The organism is Belnapia arida (assembly GCF_016773205.1).
GTDB lineage: Bacteria > Pseudomonadota > Alphaproteobacteria > Acetobacterales > Acetobacteraceae > Belnapia > Belnapia arida.
The window spans coordinates 41,181-56,284 of sequence record NZ_JAETWB010000019.1; the positions used below are offsets into that span (position 1 = coordinate 41,181).

The 15,104-nt window shown below is 71.0% G+C and carries 15 protein-coding genes; 5 read left to right on the forward strand and 10 right to left on the reverse strand.

The window, feature by feature from the left end; translation table 11 throughout:
• Positions 1–6 precede the first annotated feature (6 nt).
• Positions 7–828 (forward strand): EipB family protein, encoded by an 822-nt coding sequence (locus JMJ56_RS23340; protein ID WP_202834180.1) that lies wholly within the window; start codon positions 7–9, stop codon positions 826–828.
• Positions 829–834: 6 nt separating this feature from the next.
• On the opposite strand, the gene JMJ56_RS23345 is transcribed toward JMJ56_RS23340, so the two are convergent.
• From JMJ56_RS23345 to JMJ56_RS23360, 4 genes are all read right to left on the reverse strand, one after another.
• The gene (locus tag JMJ56_RS23345) at positions 835–2,403 is read right to left on the reverse strand and encodes an ABC transporter substrate-binding protein (protein ID WP_202834181.1); all 1,569 of its coding nucleotides are present in this window, start codon (positions 2,401–2,403) and stop codon (positions 835–837) included.
• 215 nt (positions 2,404–2,618) lie between these two features.
• Positions 2,619–3,806, reverse strand: a complete 1,188-nt coding sequence (locus JMJ56_RS23350; protein ID WP_202834182.1) for a multidrug effflux MFS transporter — start codon at positions 3,804–3,806, stop codon at positions 2,619–2,621.
• A 31-nt stretch (positions 3,807–3,837) separates the two neighbouring features.
• A complete protein-coding gene (locus JMJ56_RS23355) occupies positions 3,838–5,859 on the reverse strand; it encodes a TonB-dependent receptor (RefSeq protein WP_202834183.1) in 2,022 nt (673 codons plus the stop codon).
• Positions 5,860–6,224: 365 nt separating this feature from the next.
• Complete coding sequence (locus JMJ56_RS23360) at positions 6,225–6,968, reverse strand: maleate cis-trans isomerase family protein (RefSeq protein ID WP_202834184.1); 744 nt, start codon at positions 6,966–6,968, stop codon at positions 6,225–6,227.
• Positions 6,969–7,076: 108 nt separating this feature from the next.
• Here JMJ56_RS23360 and JMJ56_RS23365 point away from each other — a divergent pair, with 108 nt between their 5' ends.
• The 3 genes from JMJ56_RS23365 (at position 7,077) to JMJ56_RS23375 (ending at position 8,878) form a co-directional block, all read left to right on the forward strand.
• On the forward strand, positions 7,077–7,493 hold the full coding sequence (locus JMJ56_RS23365; RefSeq protein WP_202834185.1) for a rhodanese-like domain-containing protein: 417 nt from the start codon (positions 7,077–7,079) through the stop codon (positions 7,491–7,493).
• 13 nt (positions 7,494–7,506) lie between these two features.
• Positions 7,507–7,974 carry a DUF3237 domain-containing protein gene (locus JMJ56_RS23370; protein ID WP_202834186.1) on the forward strand — a complete coding sequence of 156 codons (468 nt, stop codon included), beginning with the start codon at positions 7,507–7,509 and terminating at the stop codon, positions 7,972–7,974.
• 70 nt (positions 7,975–8,044) lie between these two features.
• Positions 8,045–8,878 (forward strand): cytochrome c family protein, encoded by an 834-nt coding sequence (locus tag JMJ56_RS23375; RefSeq protein ID WP_202834187.1) that lies wholly within the window; start codon positions 8,045–8,047, stop codon positions 8,876–8,878.
• A gap of 70 nt (positions 8,879–8,948) precedes the next feature.
• Here JMJ56_RS23375 and JMJ56_RS23380 read toward each other — a convergent pair whose 3' ends face one another.
• The 4 genes from JMJ56_RS23380 to JMJ56_RS23395 are packed head-to-tail and all read right to left on the reverse strand — an operon-like array spanning position 8,949 to position 11,920.
• Positions 8,949–9,629 carry an amino acid ABC transporter permease gene (locus tag JMJ56_RS23380; protein ID WP_202834188.1) on the reverse strand — a complete coding sequence of 227 codons (681 nt, stop codon included), beginning with the start codon at positions 9,627–9,629 and terminating at the stop codon, positions 8,949–8,951.
• A gap of 3 nt (positions 9,630–9,632) precedes the next feature.
• Positions 9,633–10,313 carry an amino acid ABC transporter permease gene (locus tag JMJ56_RS23385; protein ID WP_043341165.1) on the reverse strand — a complete coding sequence of 227 codons (681 nt, stop codon included), beginning with the start codon at positions 10,311–10,313 and terminating at the stop codon, positions 9,633–9,635.
• A 3-nt stretch (positions 10,314–10,316) separates the two neighbouring features.
• Entirely contained in the window at positions 10,317–11,057 is a 741-nt protein-coding gene (locus JMJ56_RS23390; RefSeq protein WP_328702457.1) for an amino acid ABC transporter ATP-binding protein, read from the reverse strand.
• Complete coding sequence (locus JMJ56_RS23395; protein ID WP_202834189.1) at positions 11,054–11,920, reverse strand: transporter substrate-binding domain-containing protein; 867 nt, start codon at positions 11,918–11,920, stop codon at positions 11,054–11,056. The genes JMJ56_RS23390 and JMJ56_RS23395 overlap by 4 nt, the downstream gene beginning before the upstream one ends.
• A 173-nt stretch (positions 11,921–12,093) precedes the next feature.
• Between JMJ56_RS23395 and JMJ56_RS23400 the strand changes: the two genes are divergently transcribed.
• Positions 12,094–12,312, forward strand: coding sequence for a hypothetical protein (locus tag JMJ56_RS23400; protein WP_202834190.1), 219 nt, complete (start codon positions 12,094–12,096; stop codon positions 12,310–12,312).
• A 17-nt stretch (positions 12,313–12,329) separates the two neighbouring features.
• Here JMJ56_RS23400 and JMJ56_RS23405 read toward each other — a convergent pair whose 3' ends face one another.
• Entirely contained in the window at positions 12,330–13,781 is a 1,452-nt protein-coding gene (locus tag JMJ56_RS23405; RefSeq protein ID WP_202834191.1) for a porin, read from the reverse strand.
• A gap of 208 nt (positions 13,782–13,989) precedes the next feature.
• Positions 13,990–15,078 (reverse strand): S-methyl-5-thioribose-1-phosphate isomerase, encoded by a 1,089-nt coding sequence (gene mtnA, locus JMJ56_RS23410; RefSeq protein WP_202834192.1) that lies wholly within the window; start codon positions 15,076–15,078, stop codon positions 13,990–13,992.
• Between the last annotated feature and the right edge of the window lie 26 nt (positions 15,079–15,104).

Genomic DNA, 15,104 nt, shown 5'->3' on the forward strand with positions numbered 1-15,104 from the left:
AGAGTGATGCCGCTGCGCCGCCCCCTGCTCGCCGCCGCCCTCCTCGCTGCCTGGGCGGCGCCCGTCGCCGCGGAGCCGGAGGCGCCCGGGGCCAGCGCCATGGCCGGCCACCGCGCCGCCTACCAACTGACGCTCGACCGGGTGCGGGACAATTCCGACATCGCCCGGGCCGAGGGCGCCATGCTCTATGAGGTGGTCGATGCCTGCGACGGCTGGGCCACGCGGCAGCGCTTCCAGCTCACCATCACCGACCGGGACGGGACGGAGGTCGAGACCACCTCCGACTACTCGACCTACGAGACGAAGGACGGTCGGAGCATCCGCTTCTCCCTGACGCAGACCTCGCAGGGCGCCGTTTCCCAGCGCATTTCGGGCGAGGCGGAGGTGACGCCGGAGGGCGGCACCGTCCGCTATGTCGACCCGGAGGCGAAGCAGGTGGCGCTGCCGCCCGGCACGCTGCTGCCGATGCTGCACACCATCCGGACACTTGCCGCATCCCGCGCCGGGCAGCGGCTGCTGGTGGTGCCGCTCTTCGACGGCACCAGCGCCGATGGCGCACAGGATACCACCAGCGTTCTCCAGGCCTGGCAGACGGCGCAGGCGAACGAGCGCTTCCCGGCGCTGGCCCCGCTCGGCAGCGCACGGATGCGCATCGCCTTCTTCGACCGTACGCCCGGCAGCAGTGCCGGCGGCGCCAGCGCGCCCGATTACGAGGTCGGGCTGCGCTACTACGAGAACGGCATCGCCGACGAGCTGAAGATGGAATTCGGCGATTTCAGCGTGAATGGCCGGATGCGCGAGCTGGCGCTGCTGCCCAACCCCTGCTGAGGCGCCTCAGCCCCGTCTGAGGTTCCACAGGAAAGGGTTCGGCCCCTGCAGCACCCCCGTCAGCTCGCGCCGGAAGGCGGTGCGCAGGCGGAACAGCCCGGTCGGGGCGAAGGGCACGCTTTCCCAGGCCGCGGCCTGGAGTTCGGCCATGGCCGTGGCCTGCGCCCTGGCATCGGCGGCGCCGATCCAGCTCTGCACCGCCGCCTCGCTCGCCGCATCGGTCGGCCAGCCGAACCAGGCCCGCTCGCCATGCCCGCGGATGATCGGGCTGACCGCCGGGTTGGCGATGGCGGCCGCCGGAAAATTGGTGTTGTGCAGGCTCCAGCCGCCCGCCTCGGGCGGCGCCTTGTTGGCGCGGCGGGCGATGATCGTGGCCCAGTCGCTCTCCACCAGCTCGATGGTGACGCCGAGCCGCCGCATCAGGTCGGCGGTGACGCGGCCCTGCTGGGTAACGGCAGGGAAGTCGCTCGGGTTGACGAGCGCCACCCGCTCGCCGCGATAGCCGGCCTCGCGCAGCGCCGCCCGCGCCCGCTCCATCGCCGGCTCGCCGCCCAGCGCCGCCGGAAACTCCCGCACCTGCGGCAGCCCGCAGGGGAAGACGGCATGGCATTCCCGCCAATCCCCGGGCAGGGCGACGGCTGCCATGTAGTCCGCCTGCGCCATCGCCTCGCGCACCGCCCGCCGCACCCGCACATCGTTGAAAGGCGCATGCAGGTGGTTGAAGCGCAGGAAGCCGAGGAAGCCGTTCGGGTCGTAGATCTGGGTGGTGACGCCCGGCGCCCGGTCCAGCACCGGCACCAGGTCGGGCAGCGGGTACTCGATCCAGTCGATCTCCCCTGTCCGCAGCGCCGCCGCCGCCGTGCCGCCATCCGGAATCCAGATCAGCTCCAGCCGGTCGAAATGCACGCGCTTGCCGCCGGAGGCCGCTTCCGCCGGCTCGTCGCGCGGGACATAGGCCTCGTTCCGAACATAAGCCGCCTTCGCGCCCTGGCTGAATTCATCGGCCAGGAAGCGCCAGGGCCCGCTGCCAACCATCTCGGTGATCGGCTTGTCGGCCGGCGTCGCCGCCAGCCGCTCCGGCATGATGAAGGCGGGGCTCGCCGCCGGCTTGGCCAGCGCGTCGAGCAGTGCGGGGAAGGGCCGGTGCAGGCGGATCAGCAGCGTCCGGTCATCCGGCGCCGCCCACTCGGCCACCGCCGCCGCCAGCACCTGTCCGAAGCCGTCCCGCACCGCCCAGCGCCTGAGCGAGGCGATACAGTCCCGCGCCCGCACCGGCTCCCCGTCATGGAAGCGTAGGCCCTCGCGCAGGCGGATGGTCCAGGCCAGCCCATCGGCCGAGACTTCGTGCCCCGCCGCCATCTGCGGCCGCGGGCGGAGCGCGCTGTCGCAGCCATAGAGGGTGTCGAAGACGCAGTAGCCATGCGTCGTGGCGATCGTGGTCGGGTTGAATATTGGGTCGAGCACCGCCGGCGCCGCCTGCGGCATGAAGCGCAAGCTCCGCGCCCGGCTCCCCTGGGCGAGCGCCGGTCCCGCCAGGACCAGCCCCGCTCCCTGCAACACCTGCCTCCGCCGCATCGCTGCCTCCCTTGCGCCTGCCGGATAGGCCAGGGGCGCCGCCGGCGGAAGGGGCTCCGGGCGATGCCCGGCACCATGTGGCCATTTGCGATGCCCCTGCGCACGCTGGAAGCGGCGGCGGCACCGGCGTAGCGAGCTTGAGCCCGTCCCGGGCGGCCACGGCCATGTCACCGCCTGCTGCTCGCGGTGCGGGCGATCGGGCCGGTGTATCCGTCCTACTTCGCCGGCACGCGCCGCAAGGCGATGCGGAAGGCAAGCTGCGCGACGAGGCTCGCCCCCGCCAGCACCGCGGCGGCGGCAAGCGCCGGGTCCCGCCCCAGCCCGGCCAGGGCCGTGCAGAGCGCGCCGACGCCCATCTGCGCGAAACCGTAGAGGCCGGAGGCGGAGCCGATCACCTTCGGGTTGACGCTCACCGCCCGTGCCAGCGCCGCCGGGCTCGCCATGCCGATGCCGAGGGTGAAGACGAGCATCAGCCCGAGCATCGGCACGAGGCCGAGCCGCCCCGCCAGCACCATCCCGAGGAAGCCGAGCGCCGCCGCGCCGCTCAGCGCATTCGCCCCGAGCAGCAGCCGCTCCGTGCCGAAGCGCGCCGCCAGCCGTCCGGTCATCAGGTTGCCTGCGGCCATGCCGAGGATGATGAGGCCGAGGCAGAGCCCCACCTCCTGCGGCGGCCGGTGCAACTCCCCGGTCAGGATGAAGGGCGCCGCGGCGACGAAGGCGTAGAAGGAGGTCGTCGCGCAGCCCCCGCCGATGGCGAGGCCGAGGAAGGCGCGCGAGCCGACCAGCGCCCGGTACTCGCGCCCCAGCAGGCGTGGGTTCACTGGCCCGGCGCGCCCGCCCGTCTCTGGCAGCAGCCGCCAGCAGAGGGCGATGCCGAGCGCCCCCATCGCGGCCAGCAGCAGGAAGATCGCCCGCCAGCCGAGCGTCGCCGCCATCGCCCCGCCAAGCACCGGCGCCAGCCCCGGACCGACCAGCATCATCAGCGTCAGCAGGGCGAGGCGCCGCACCGTCTCCTCCGGCCCGGCCGTGTCGCGCACCATGGCCCGGCCCAGCACCAGCCCGGCGCAGCCGCCGAGCGCCTGGAAGAGCCGCGCCACCACCAGCGCCCCGGCATTCGGCGCCAGCGCCGCCGCCAGCCCGGCCAGCGCGTAGATCGTGAGCCCCGCCATCAGCATTGGCCGCCGCCCCAGCGCATCGGCCAGTGGCCCATAGGCGAGCTGCCCGAAGGCGAGGCCGAGGATGTAGAGGCTGATGGTCATCTGCATCGCGCCGAGCCCGGCGCCGAGGTCGCGCCCCGCCTCGGGCAGGGCGGGCACGAAGATATGCATCGCCATCGTGCCGCTGAGGGTGATGAAGGCCAGCAGCCAGAGGGGCGGTCGCTTCGGCTGCACGGTCTCGGCCATGGGGGAGCCTACCCCCCACCCGCCGCTGCCGCTAGAAGTTGCGGCTCAGACCGGCGAAGACGCCCCGCCGCACCCCGTATTGCGCCGCGCCGAGCCCGATGCCCGTGCCGTCGCGCAACTGGTAGATCGAGTCGAAGACGTTGATGAGGTCGATCCGCGCCGTCCACCGCCCGCGATCCGGCCCGGTGAATTCCTGGCTCAGTCCGAGATTGAAGGTCGCATAGGGATCGACCTTCTCCGTCGCCGCGAAGCCCCGCCGCAGCCCGCTGCCATAGAGCATCGATGCGGAGAGCCGCCCACCTTCCCAGGCATTCCAGATTGCCCCGGCCGAGCCGGTGATGAGCTGGTCGTGGTCGGTGCGCACATACTTGCCGGCGATATAGGCCAGCTCATCCGGCTCGATGGCGAATTGCCCCGAGCGCAGGTCGCGTCCGACGGAGCGGCTCAAGGCCAGGTTGGCATAGGCCAGCCAGCGGTCGCCGCGCCAGTTGCCGGAGAACTCCACGCCATAGACGCGGCCCAGGCGGAAGTTGAAGGGCGTGAAGATCGGTGCCGCGCCGAACTGGCCGAAATCCAGCAGGTCGCGGACGGATTTGTAGTAGGCATCGACGCCGAGCGTCAGCCGCGGCCCGATGCGCTGCGAGATGCCGACATCGAAGCGATGGGCGCGCTCCGGCCGGGCGAGGCCGTTCTCCAGGCTGAAGGGCGCCGCCGTCGTGCCCTCGTACCGGGCGATGGAGCCGGCCTGCACCAGCTCGAATTGCGGCGGGGTGAAGGTGCGCGCATAGCCGGCGTGGATGGTCGTCGTGTCGCCCGGCTTCCAGACCAAGTTGACGCGCGGCGAGAGCTGCCCGGCGGTGACGAACTGCACCATCTGGTCCCAGCGGACGCCGACATTGAGCGTCAGCCGCGGCGTGATCCGCCACTCGTCCTGCACATAGCCGCCATAGAGCCAGCCGGTGCGCCCGTAGCGGTCGCCGATGGTGAAGGGATCGTCCACCGGCGCGCCATCGGCATCGAGGGGCAGGGCGGTGGTGCTGCTGCGGAACCGGGCGCGCTCGCCCTGCGCCTGGACGCCGATGCGGATGGTGTGGTTGGCTGCGACGCGCCAGGCCGCATCGCCCTGCACGCCCATCGCCATGCTGGCGCGGAAGACATCGGCCGCGCTGCCGTTGAACACCGTCTCGCCCACCGTGCTCGGCACGTAGTGGATGGAGGAATAGCGCACGAACGGCGCGATCTGGACATCGACATCGCCATAGGATTTCTGCAAGGCGGCGACGCCGTACCAGTTGCGCTCCCATTGCCGCGCGCGCAGATCGGCGCTGTCGAAGTCGAAGTCGGAGGCGCCGAAGGCGGTGAAGGCGGGCTCCTGCCCCCGCGTCACCGGAATGCGGAAGCGGCTCAGCGAGGTCCCGGCGATGAGCGAGAGCCGCGTGGTGTCGTCGAGCTGCCGCGCCGCATAGGCGACGCCGCGGGTCTGCTGCGTGTTGCCGTTGATGGCACGCCAGGAGCTGGTCGGGTTGTCGATGCCCTGGTCGCTGCGCAGGAAGCTCCCGGTGACGAAGACATCCCACGGCCCGACGAGGCCCGCCCAGCTCGCATGCGGCTGGATCGTGCCGCGCGCCCCGCCATAGACGCCGATGCTGCCGCCCGGATCGAGCGCGCCCGTCCGCGTCTCGAGGTCGATCACCGCATTGGTACGGAAGCCGAATTGCGCCGGCAGGGCGCCGGTCAGGACGGAGACGCTGCGCAGCGACCGCGCATCGAAGACCTGGGCGAAGCCGCTGATGCCCTCCGGCAGCTGCACCCCGTTCAGCCGGTATTGCAGGTTGCGGTGCTCGCCGCGGATGTGGATGTCGCCGAGACCGTCCTGCACCACCCCCGGCGTCTGCAGCAGGATCTGGTTGAGCGGCTGGTTCGCCCCGCCCGGCAGGCCTTCAATGGTCTCCCGGTCTACCGTCACCTCGCGCGCGCCGAAGCGGGCGAGGATGCCCTGCCGCGCGGCGGCGGCGCGCTGCGCCTCCACCACCATCTCCGGCAGCACTGCCACGGGCGCCTCCTGCGCCAGGGCAGGCCCGGGCGCAGGCCAGGGGGCAAGGCAAGGGGCGAGCAGCAGCGCCAGAGATCGTCTCATACAGATACGTTATGTTATAACATCCCTTGCCGCAAGCCGCTCAAGCGAAGAGAACGCGAGTGCCGTCCGCGCCGCCCCTGCTGGTGAAGGTTGAAGGCCGCCCCACCACCATCGGCGCGGTAGTTGCCGGCATCGTCCAGCCCGTCATGGGCGAGGCTGTCGGTAAGCAGCAGCAGCCGCCGCTGCGACAAGGCGGGACCCCGAGAAGGATACTGGGGTTGGGCGTGCTCAGCCGGAATGAGGTAAGCCGGAATCAACGCCTCATCGGTGAAAAGAGACTGCTAATCTCTTCGAGACATTTCCCCAAGCCGGAAGAGCCGTCCCCAGCCCGCCAGCCTTCCCGTCGGCGACCCCGCCGCCCGCAAGGCTCCCCAGAGCGCGACGGCGATGCTGTCCAGTACCGGGATTCCCGTCTCCGCCTCCAGCGCCGCCACCGCCCCGGCGCCGCGGAAATTGGTGCAGTGGATGGCGATCGCCTCCGGCCCGGCCTGCGCCACCTCCCGCACCAGCCGCGCGACCAGCGCCTCCGGGTGGTCCGCGAAGCTGAAATTGCCCGGATCCTCCAGATGCCGCTCCGCCACCACATCGAGGCCAGCCGTTGCCCAGCGGGCGACGATCGCCTCCTGCACGGTGCCGAGATAGGGCGTCACCAGCCCCAGCCGCCGCGCCCCGAGCAGCGCCAGCGCCTCCATCAGCGCCAGCGTCGCCGTCACCGCCGGGATGCCGGTTGCGCGGGTGATGACCTCGCAAATCGCCCGGTCTTGCTCCAGCCCCAGCCAAGCGCCGGAGGTGCCGTTCCAGCAGATCGCATGCACCTTGGCATCCGCCAGCAGCCCTGCCGCCTCCAGCATCGGCCCGGTGTCGAACTGCCCCCGCGATCCGGCGCCGAGATCGATCGCCACTACCCGGATCCGGGCGAAATGCGCCGTTACCCCCGGCAGCCCGGCGAGCATCGCCGCCGTCACCGGCTCCAGCACGGTGTTGGAGGAGGGGGTGAGCATGCCAAGGCGGATCGGGGCGTCCATGCCGGAATGGTCGGACCTCGGGCCGGGCCGGTCAACCGGAAAGCCGGATTGCCCTCCGCCGGCAGGCCGCCCATGCTCCGCCCGAACCCCGTGCAGAGGAGACGCCGCATGCCCGGTGTGCCCGATATCCGCCCCCGCGACACCTGGGAGGCGCTGGTCCAGGACCCCGCCACCATTCTCATCGATGTCCGCACCGACGCGGAATGGAATTTCGTCGGCTTGCCGGACATCACCGAGACGGGCAAGCAGCTCCTGCTCATCCCCTGGCAGGTCTATCCCTCCATGCAGGTGAACGGCGCCTTCGCCGAGCAGATGCGCAAGGCCGGGCTGACGGCGGAGAACCGCCTCTACTTCATCTGCCGCTCCGGCGTCCGCAGCCTCGCCGCCGGGCAGGCTGCGCAGAGCATGGGCTTCCCGCATGCCTTCAACGTGGCCGACGGCTTCGAGGGCCCGCCCGACGAGGAGGGCCATCGCGGCCAACTCGCCGGCTGGAAGGCCGAAGGCCTGCCCTGGCGGCAACGATAAGGAGGACAAGGCCATGACACCCCTGCCACTGATGGGCGAATTCCTCTTCCGCGCCACCCTCACGGTCGGCGCGCCCCAGCCCGTGGGCGCGACACGGACCGGCGACCTCCGCATCGTCCCCGTCACCGGCGGCCGCATCGAAGGCCCGGCGCTGACCGGCGAGATCCTCCCCGGCACCGCCGCCGACTGGCTGCGCGTCGACCCGGACGGCACGGCGCATATGGATGTGCGGCTGACCGTCAAGTCCGCCGAAGGCCACCACATCTTCATGCATTACAGCGGCATCCGCACCGCGGCGCCCGAGGTGCTGGCGCGGCTGAATGCCGGCGAGGCGGTGGACCCGGCCGAGTACTACTTCCGCACCGCCATCCGCTTCGAGACCGGCGCCGCGCCGCTGGCCTGGCTGAACCGGATCCTCGCCATCGGCATCGGCCAGCGGCCGCCGAGCGGGCCGACCTACGATGTCTATGCCGTGAAGTAGATGACCGCCGCGCCGGTTGCGCCGGTGCATCGTCCTTGCTCTCTTGGCCGGACCAATAGGGGGCGGAAGGATGCGGTTCTGGCTTGGATGGGGCTTGGCCCTGCTGCTTGGCGGCCAGGCCCTGGCCCAGGAGGCCGCCCTGCTGGAGCGCGGCCGCTACCTGGTCGAGGGGATTGCCGCCTGCGGCAACTGCCATACGCCGAAGGGCCCGTCCGGCGATGTGCCGGGCATGGCGCTGGCCGGCGGCCTGGTCATCGAAGAGCCAGGGCTGTTCCGCGCCGTCGCCTCCAACATCACGCCCGACCCCGAGACCGGCATCGGCCGCTGGACCGATGCGCAGATCGCACTCGCCATCCGCGAGGGGCGGCGGCCGGATGGCAGCCTGATCGGCCCGCCTATGCCAATCGAGCTCTATCGCGGCATCGCCGACCGCGACCTCGCCGCCATGGTCGCCTATCTCCGCAGCGTGCCGCCGGTGCGGAACGCGACGGGGAGGTCGAGCTTCCAGATCCCGCTGCCGCCCTCCTACGGGCCGCCGGTCGGGACGGTGGCGATGCCGGCCGACAACCCGGTCTCCCGCGGCGCCTATCTCGCCGGGCCCCTCGGGCACTGCATCGAATGCCATAGCCCGGTCGGTCCCGACGGGCGGCGCGACTGGAGCCGGGCGGGCGCCGGCGGCCCGCCGATGGCCTCGCCGCTGGGGCAGGTCGTGCCGCGCGACATCACCCCGAGGGCCATCGGCGACTGGACCGAGGCGCAGATCTTCCGCGCCATCACGCAGGGCATCTCCGCCGACGGCCACCAGCTCAACCCGCCGATGGCCTATGGCTACTATGCGCGCGTCAGCCCCGACGACCTGTCGGACATCGTGGCTTATCTGCGGGCCCTGCCCAGTGGGCCTTAGTCATCTGTCCTTGAAGCTCATGGGCGCCGCCCACGAACGGACGGGATGAGCAGGCGGCTGACGGCGAGGACTACCGCCGCCCGGCCATCTGCCGGTTCTCCAGCCGCGAGAGCAGCCGCACCACCGGCCAGAGCAGGATGAAGTAGATCACCGCCGCGGCCATGATCGGCGTCGCGTTGTAGGTCACGCTCTGCGCCTGCCGCGCCTGGAAGAGCAGTTCCGGCAGCGCCACCACCGAGGCGATGGAGGTGAGCTTCACCACCTCCAGCGTGTTGGAGATGAGGTCCGGCAGCACGTTCCGCACCGCCTGCGGCAGCACCACATGCGCCATCGCCTGCGCCGCGGTGAGGCCGGTGCAGCGCGCCGCCTCCACCTGCCCGCGCGGCACGCTTTCGATGCCGGCGCGGAGGATCTCGCCGTAATAGGCGCCGGTATTGAGGAAGAAGCCGATGGCCACCGCCGTCAGCGCCGTGACCTCGAGCCCGGCGAAGGGCAGACCGGCATAGACGAAGACCAGCAGCACCAGCGGCGGCAGCGAGCGGAACAGGTCGACCCAGGCGATCAGCGGCCAGCGCACCCACCGGCTGTGCACCGTGCCGAGCAGGGCGAGGATCAGCCCGCCGAGGAAGCCGAGCGGCACCACCACGACCGAGAGCAGCAGCGTGTTGAGAAGCCCCGCCCAGAGGATCGGCCAGGCCTGCTGCAATATCTCGAGCGAGAAGAAGGCCTGGAGGAACTCATCGAAGGACATGGCTCAACGCTTCCAGGCGAAGCGCGTCTCGACCCAGCGGCCGAGGATCACGACGGGCAGGAACAGCACGAGATAGGCGACCGCCCCGAGCGTCAGCGGCGTCGGGTTGAAGCTGAAGGAGACGCCCGCCTGCGCCGCGCCCAGGATTTCCTGCACCGCGACGACGGAGGCCAGCGCCGTCCCCTTGGTGATGGCGATGGTGCGGTTGGTCAGCGGCGGGATCACCATTCGCACCGCCTGCGGCAGCACGACCAGGGTGAAGGTGTCGAGGAAGCCGAGCCCCGTGCTCCGCGCCGCTTCCCATTGGCCCTTGGGCACGGCGGTGATGCCGGCCCAGAAGATTTCCTCGGTGAAGGCCATCAGCACCAGCGAGAGCGCCAGCCAGGCCGCCGCGAAGCCGGAGAGCGAGAGCCCCGCCGCGGGAAGCCCGAAATAGAGCAGCGCGATGATGACCAGCGGCGGCAGCGCCCGGAACAGGTCCACGACGAAGATGATCGCCCAGTTCAGCACCCGGATGCCCAGGCTGCGCAGCACCGCCAGCGCCAGCCCCGCCGCAACCCCGGCCAGGATGATGCAGGCGGCGAGCAGGATGGTGAGCCAGAAGCCCTCGATGATCTTCGGCAGGTATTCGGCGGCCACGCGCGCGTTGAAGAAGCTGTCGAGGAAGCGGTCCCAATTGGTCACGGGTCAGTGCCGCTCGATCTGGCCGATGAAGGCGCGCGTCCGCTCCTGCTGCGGGTTGCCGAAGATCGCCTCGGGCGGACCCTCCTCGACGATGCGGCCGCCATCCATGAACACCACCCGGTCCGCCGCCGCGCGGGCGAAGCCCATCTCGTGGCTGACGACGACCATGGTCATGCCGCTCTCGCGCAGCTCCCGCATCGCCTGGAGCACGCCGCCGACCAGCTCCGGGTCGAGCGCCGAGGTCGGCTCGTCGAACAGCATCACGCGGGGCTCCAGCGCGATGGCCCGCGCGATGGCGACGCGCTGCTGCTGCCCGCCCGAGAGCTGGCCCGGGTAATGCCCGGCACGGTCCGCCAGGTGCACCCGCTCCAGCGCCTGCCGTGCCCTGGCCTCCGCCTCCGCCCGTGGCAGCCCCTGCACCCGGCGCAAGGCCAGCGCGACATTCCCGAGCGCCGTCATGTGCGGATAGAGGTTGAAGGACTGGAAGACCATCCCAATCCGCTGACGGGCCTTGTTGATGTCGGTACGGCGGTCGAGCATGTCGATGCCGTCCACCGTGATGCTGCCGTCGCTCGGCTCCTCCAGCCGGTTGAGGCAGCGCAGCAGCGTCGACTTCCCCGAGCCGCTCGGCCCGATGACGAAGACCAGCTCACGCTCCCGCACCGCGAGATCGACGCCCTTCAGCACATGCAGGCCGCCGAAATGCTTGTGGACGCCGCGCGCCTCGACGATCGCGGCGCTCACCCGCAGGCCGCGCGCACCGGCGTCGCGTCATAGCCCGGCAGGCCGGGCGGGCCATAGCCGGGGAAGGGGACGCGCTCCGCATCGTCCTCCTTCGGCGCTGCGCCGAACCACTTCTCGGAAAGCCGCGCGATGGTGCCGTCCTTCTTGAGGCATTCGATTGCCTCCTCGAGCTGCGCCCGCATCGCCGTGTTGTCCTGCCGCGTCGGCGTCCCCCAATGGAAGCGCGTGCCGGGCAGCGCGAAGTCGGCGATGAATTGCGGCGTGCGCGCCGCCGAGTACTTGATCACCGTGTTGCCCGAGAGGTTGGCATAGGCTCGGCCCTGTAGCACCGCCTGCACCGCATCCGGCTGGCTGTCGAAGGCGAGCAGCGTCAGTCCCAGCCGCTCGGCGTTGTTGCGCACCCATTGCTCATAGGGCGTGCCCTTGTTCACGCTGACCGTTTTGCCGCGCAGGTCCTCCTCCGAGCGGATCGGCGTGGTGCCGCGCCTGATGCCGAATTGCAGCTCGGTCCAGAGATAGCCCTCGGTGAAGAGCAGGCTACGCGCCCGCTCCTCCGTCACCGTCACGGGCGCGCAGAGAAAATCGTAGCGCCCCGCATTCATCGCCGGGATGAGGCCCGAGAAGCTGGCGCTGTCGATGACGAGCTGCCGCCCCAGCCGCTTCGCCACGGCATCAAAGAGGTCGATCTGGAAGCCCTGCACCCCGCCCTGGAGGCTCGGGAAGGCGTGCGGCGCGAAGGTGCCATCCACCGCGCAGCGCAGCGGCGGCTGGCCGCCGGCCGGGGCACCGACGGTGGTCTGGGCGAGGGCCGGCGCGGCCAGCAGGCCGGCGCCCAGCAGGGTGGCGAGGAAGGCACGGATCATGGGCGAGGGGCTCCCGGCAGGCGTCGGGGCGGGACGATCCCGCATTCCTTGCTGCGGCGCAACCGGGAGCGCTGCCACGAAATCGCCCCATCACCGACCAGAAGCTGCCAAGCGCCGGGTGTTCTTATCGCTGCACGGGCCGACTGGCCCATCGATGAACGGAGCAACTCAGCATGCAACGGATCGCCTGCAGCCTGATCGGCGCCTCCCTGGCCGTGATCTCGGCCCTGGTCGCCCTGCTGCTGTCCGACGCCTTCACCCCCGGCCGCGTGCCGCCGATGCTGGCCTTCTGGGCGGCCTGCGGCGCCGGCGGCATGCTGATCGCCGGGCTGATGATGTTGGAACGCACCAGCCGGGACCGCCACCCGGTCCCGGCCCTCTACGGCCGCTAAGGCCGGCGCGGCACGGATCAGAACGCCATCTGGGACCGCAGCCCGATCGTGTGGAAGCGGTCGCCGATCTGCTGGGTGCCGGCGGTATTCAGCCGGTCCACGTTGACGATGTTCCAATCAAGCATGAAGCGCAGGAAGTTGGTCGGGTACCAGGACAGGCCCAGGCCCACCACCTCCTGCCGGCCGCCATGGACGCCGCCAGTCGCCGCCTGCGCCTGGCCGCGGGTGACCTTGTCGTTCAGGTCGGCGACGCTGTAGCGGGCCATCAGCTCCCAGGCGCCCCAGCCGCCGCCGCTGAAGTCGAAGGGGCGCGCGGGGTTGGGCCGGCCAAAGGCGGCGGAGGAGGTGCTGTAGCGCCGCGGCTCGCCGGTCATGACCCAGCTTGCCTCGACATAGCCGCCATCGAAGGTCAGGTCGGGCCGCAGCGCGCCGCTGGTCTGGGCCTGTGCCACGTTGATCTGCTGGTACTCGCCCTGCAGCATGAAGTTGCGCCAGCGCACGCCGAACTCGGGACCCCAGGCGCTGGCATTGTCGGCCGCCAGGTTCCCGGTATCGATCAGCCGGGTGGAAGGATCGCCGGCGCGCCATTCCGGCCGGTCGCGCAGGCGAAGCGTCTGGCCGTCCGCCTGCCGCCGCAGGTCGAAGGCGTAGGAGCCGGTGACGCCGAGATGCAGGTCGGTATCGGCATCGGTATAGGGTCGGCCGGCCACGCGGCCGACGAAGCCGGTTTGCCCGCTGGTGGCCTGGGTGGTGCTGTTCGAGCCAGCGACGTCGCCGGTGAGGTAGCCTGCGGCAAACCAGCGGCTCGCCGCCCAGCGTCCGCCGACCGAGGCACGAGCGTCACCGGCCGTGATGTTTCGGGCGATCTCCATGATGCTCGGCCGCTCGAGGAACAGGAAGTCGTTCGAGCTCATGGAGTCGGCCAGGCCGTAATAGGGCTTGTAGTAGCCGACCGTCAGCGCCAGCGGCCGGATCGGAGTCCAGGTGAGGTTGGCCTCGTAGAGCGACGGCGTGCCGTCGGGCGAACCGCCGAAATCGGGCGTCACGCTCAGCAACAGGTCGTCGTACTTGAAGCCGAAGTACAGACGGCCGCGGCGGAGGTTCTCGCCGAAGGAGTTGAGCCGCGGCGCTCCCGCGGTGCGGTCGCCCTGGAGGGCGCCACCGACGTCGTACTGAAATTGCGCGCCGAGATAGGCGCTGAAGCGGCCGTCGGCGGAGGTGATGGTCGGCCGGTTGCTCGGGAAGCCGATGCGCACCTGGTCGGCCGGCGGCTGCCCGGTGAGGCGCGGCGCGGCCTCGATCTGGCGCTGCGTGGTTTCGACCTGACGCTGCGCGGCCTGCGCCTCGGAGCGGGCCTGCGCGGCATCCTGCTTGGCCGCGCGGGTCTCGGTCTCGCGCACCTGCATGTCGCGCCGCATGCGGGTCAACTCGCCCTGCAGCGACCGGATCTGCCGCTCGATCGCCTCCATCCGCGCAGCCTCCTGCGCCCGGGCAGGCTGTGCCGCTACCGCAAGAAGAACACTGCCTGCTGCCAGAATTCGGGCCTTACGCATCATCCACAACCCCCAAGCCATGCGGCGGCGGACCATGCCGCCGCCGTATAGCCGGAGGATGATGCTCAGGTTTCAGATGAGCTACAATTCAGCCCGGGCCGGATGAAGCGGTTCGGTCGGTTCTCTACTGTCCGGCGAATTCCGGATACATGGCGGCGAGCCCCGCCTCGCTCGCCTCGCACCGCCCGCGCTCGGTGATGAGCCCCGTCACCAGCCGCGCCGGCGTCACGTCGAAGGCCGGGTTGGCCGCGGCGCTGCCCTCGGCGACGACGCGCACCGTCTCGATCCGCCCGTCCGCGGTGCGGCCGGTCAGCTCCGTCACCTCCGCCCCCGACCGCTCCTCGATCGGGATTTCGGCGACGCCATCCCGCACCCGCCAGTCGAGCGTCGAATGCGGCAGCGCCACCCAGAAGGGGATGCCGTTGTCGCGCGCCGCCAGCGCCTTCAGATAGGTGCCGATCTTGTTGGCGACATCGCCCTGCCGCGTCACCCGGTCGGTGCCGACGATGCAGAGATCGACATCGCCATGCTGCATCAGGTGCCCGCCGGCATTATCGGCGATGACGGTGTGGGGGACGCCATGGGCGCCGAGCTCGAAGGCAGTCAGCGCCGCGCCCTGGTTGCGCGGCCGGGTCTCGTCGACCCAGACATGCACGTCATGGCCCGCGTCATGCGCCATGTAGATCGGCGCCAGCGCCGTGCCCCAGTCGACGGTCGCCAGCCAGCCGGCATTGCAATGGGTCAGCACGTTGACCTTGCCCTTCCGCGCCGCGACCTCGGCCAGCAGCGGCAGCCCGTTCTCGCCGATGCGCTGGCAGGTCTCGGCATCGTCGTCGGCGATGGCGGCCGCCTCGGCATAGGCTGCCTCCGCCCGCGCCTCGACGGGCAGGTTGTGCAGCGCCGCCCGCTGCCGGTCGAGCGCCCAGCGCAGGTTGATCGCCGTCGGCCGGGTCGCATTCAGCGCCGGCAGCACCCGGTCGAGCGAGGTGGGGTCGGCCCGCATGGCCAGCGCCACGCCATAGGCCGCGACGGCGCCGATCAGCGGCGCCCCGCGCACCTGCATGGAGCGGATCGCATGCGCCGCCGCCTCCCATGTCGTGAGCTGCAGGATATCGACCGACCAGGGCAGCCTGGTCTGGTCGAAGATGCGGACGGACCAGCCATCCTCGGGGTCCACCCAGACGCTGCGATAGGAAGTGCCGTTGATCTTCATGGCCGGTGCTTGCGTCTCAAGGGAGC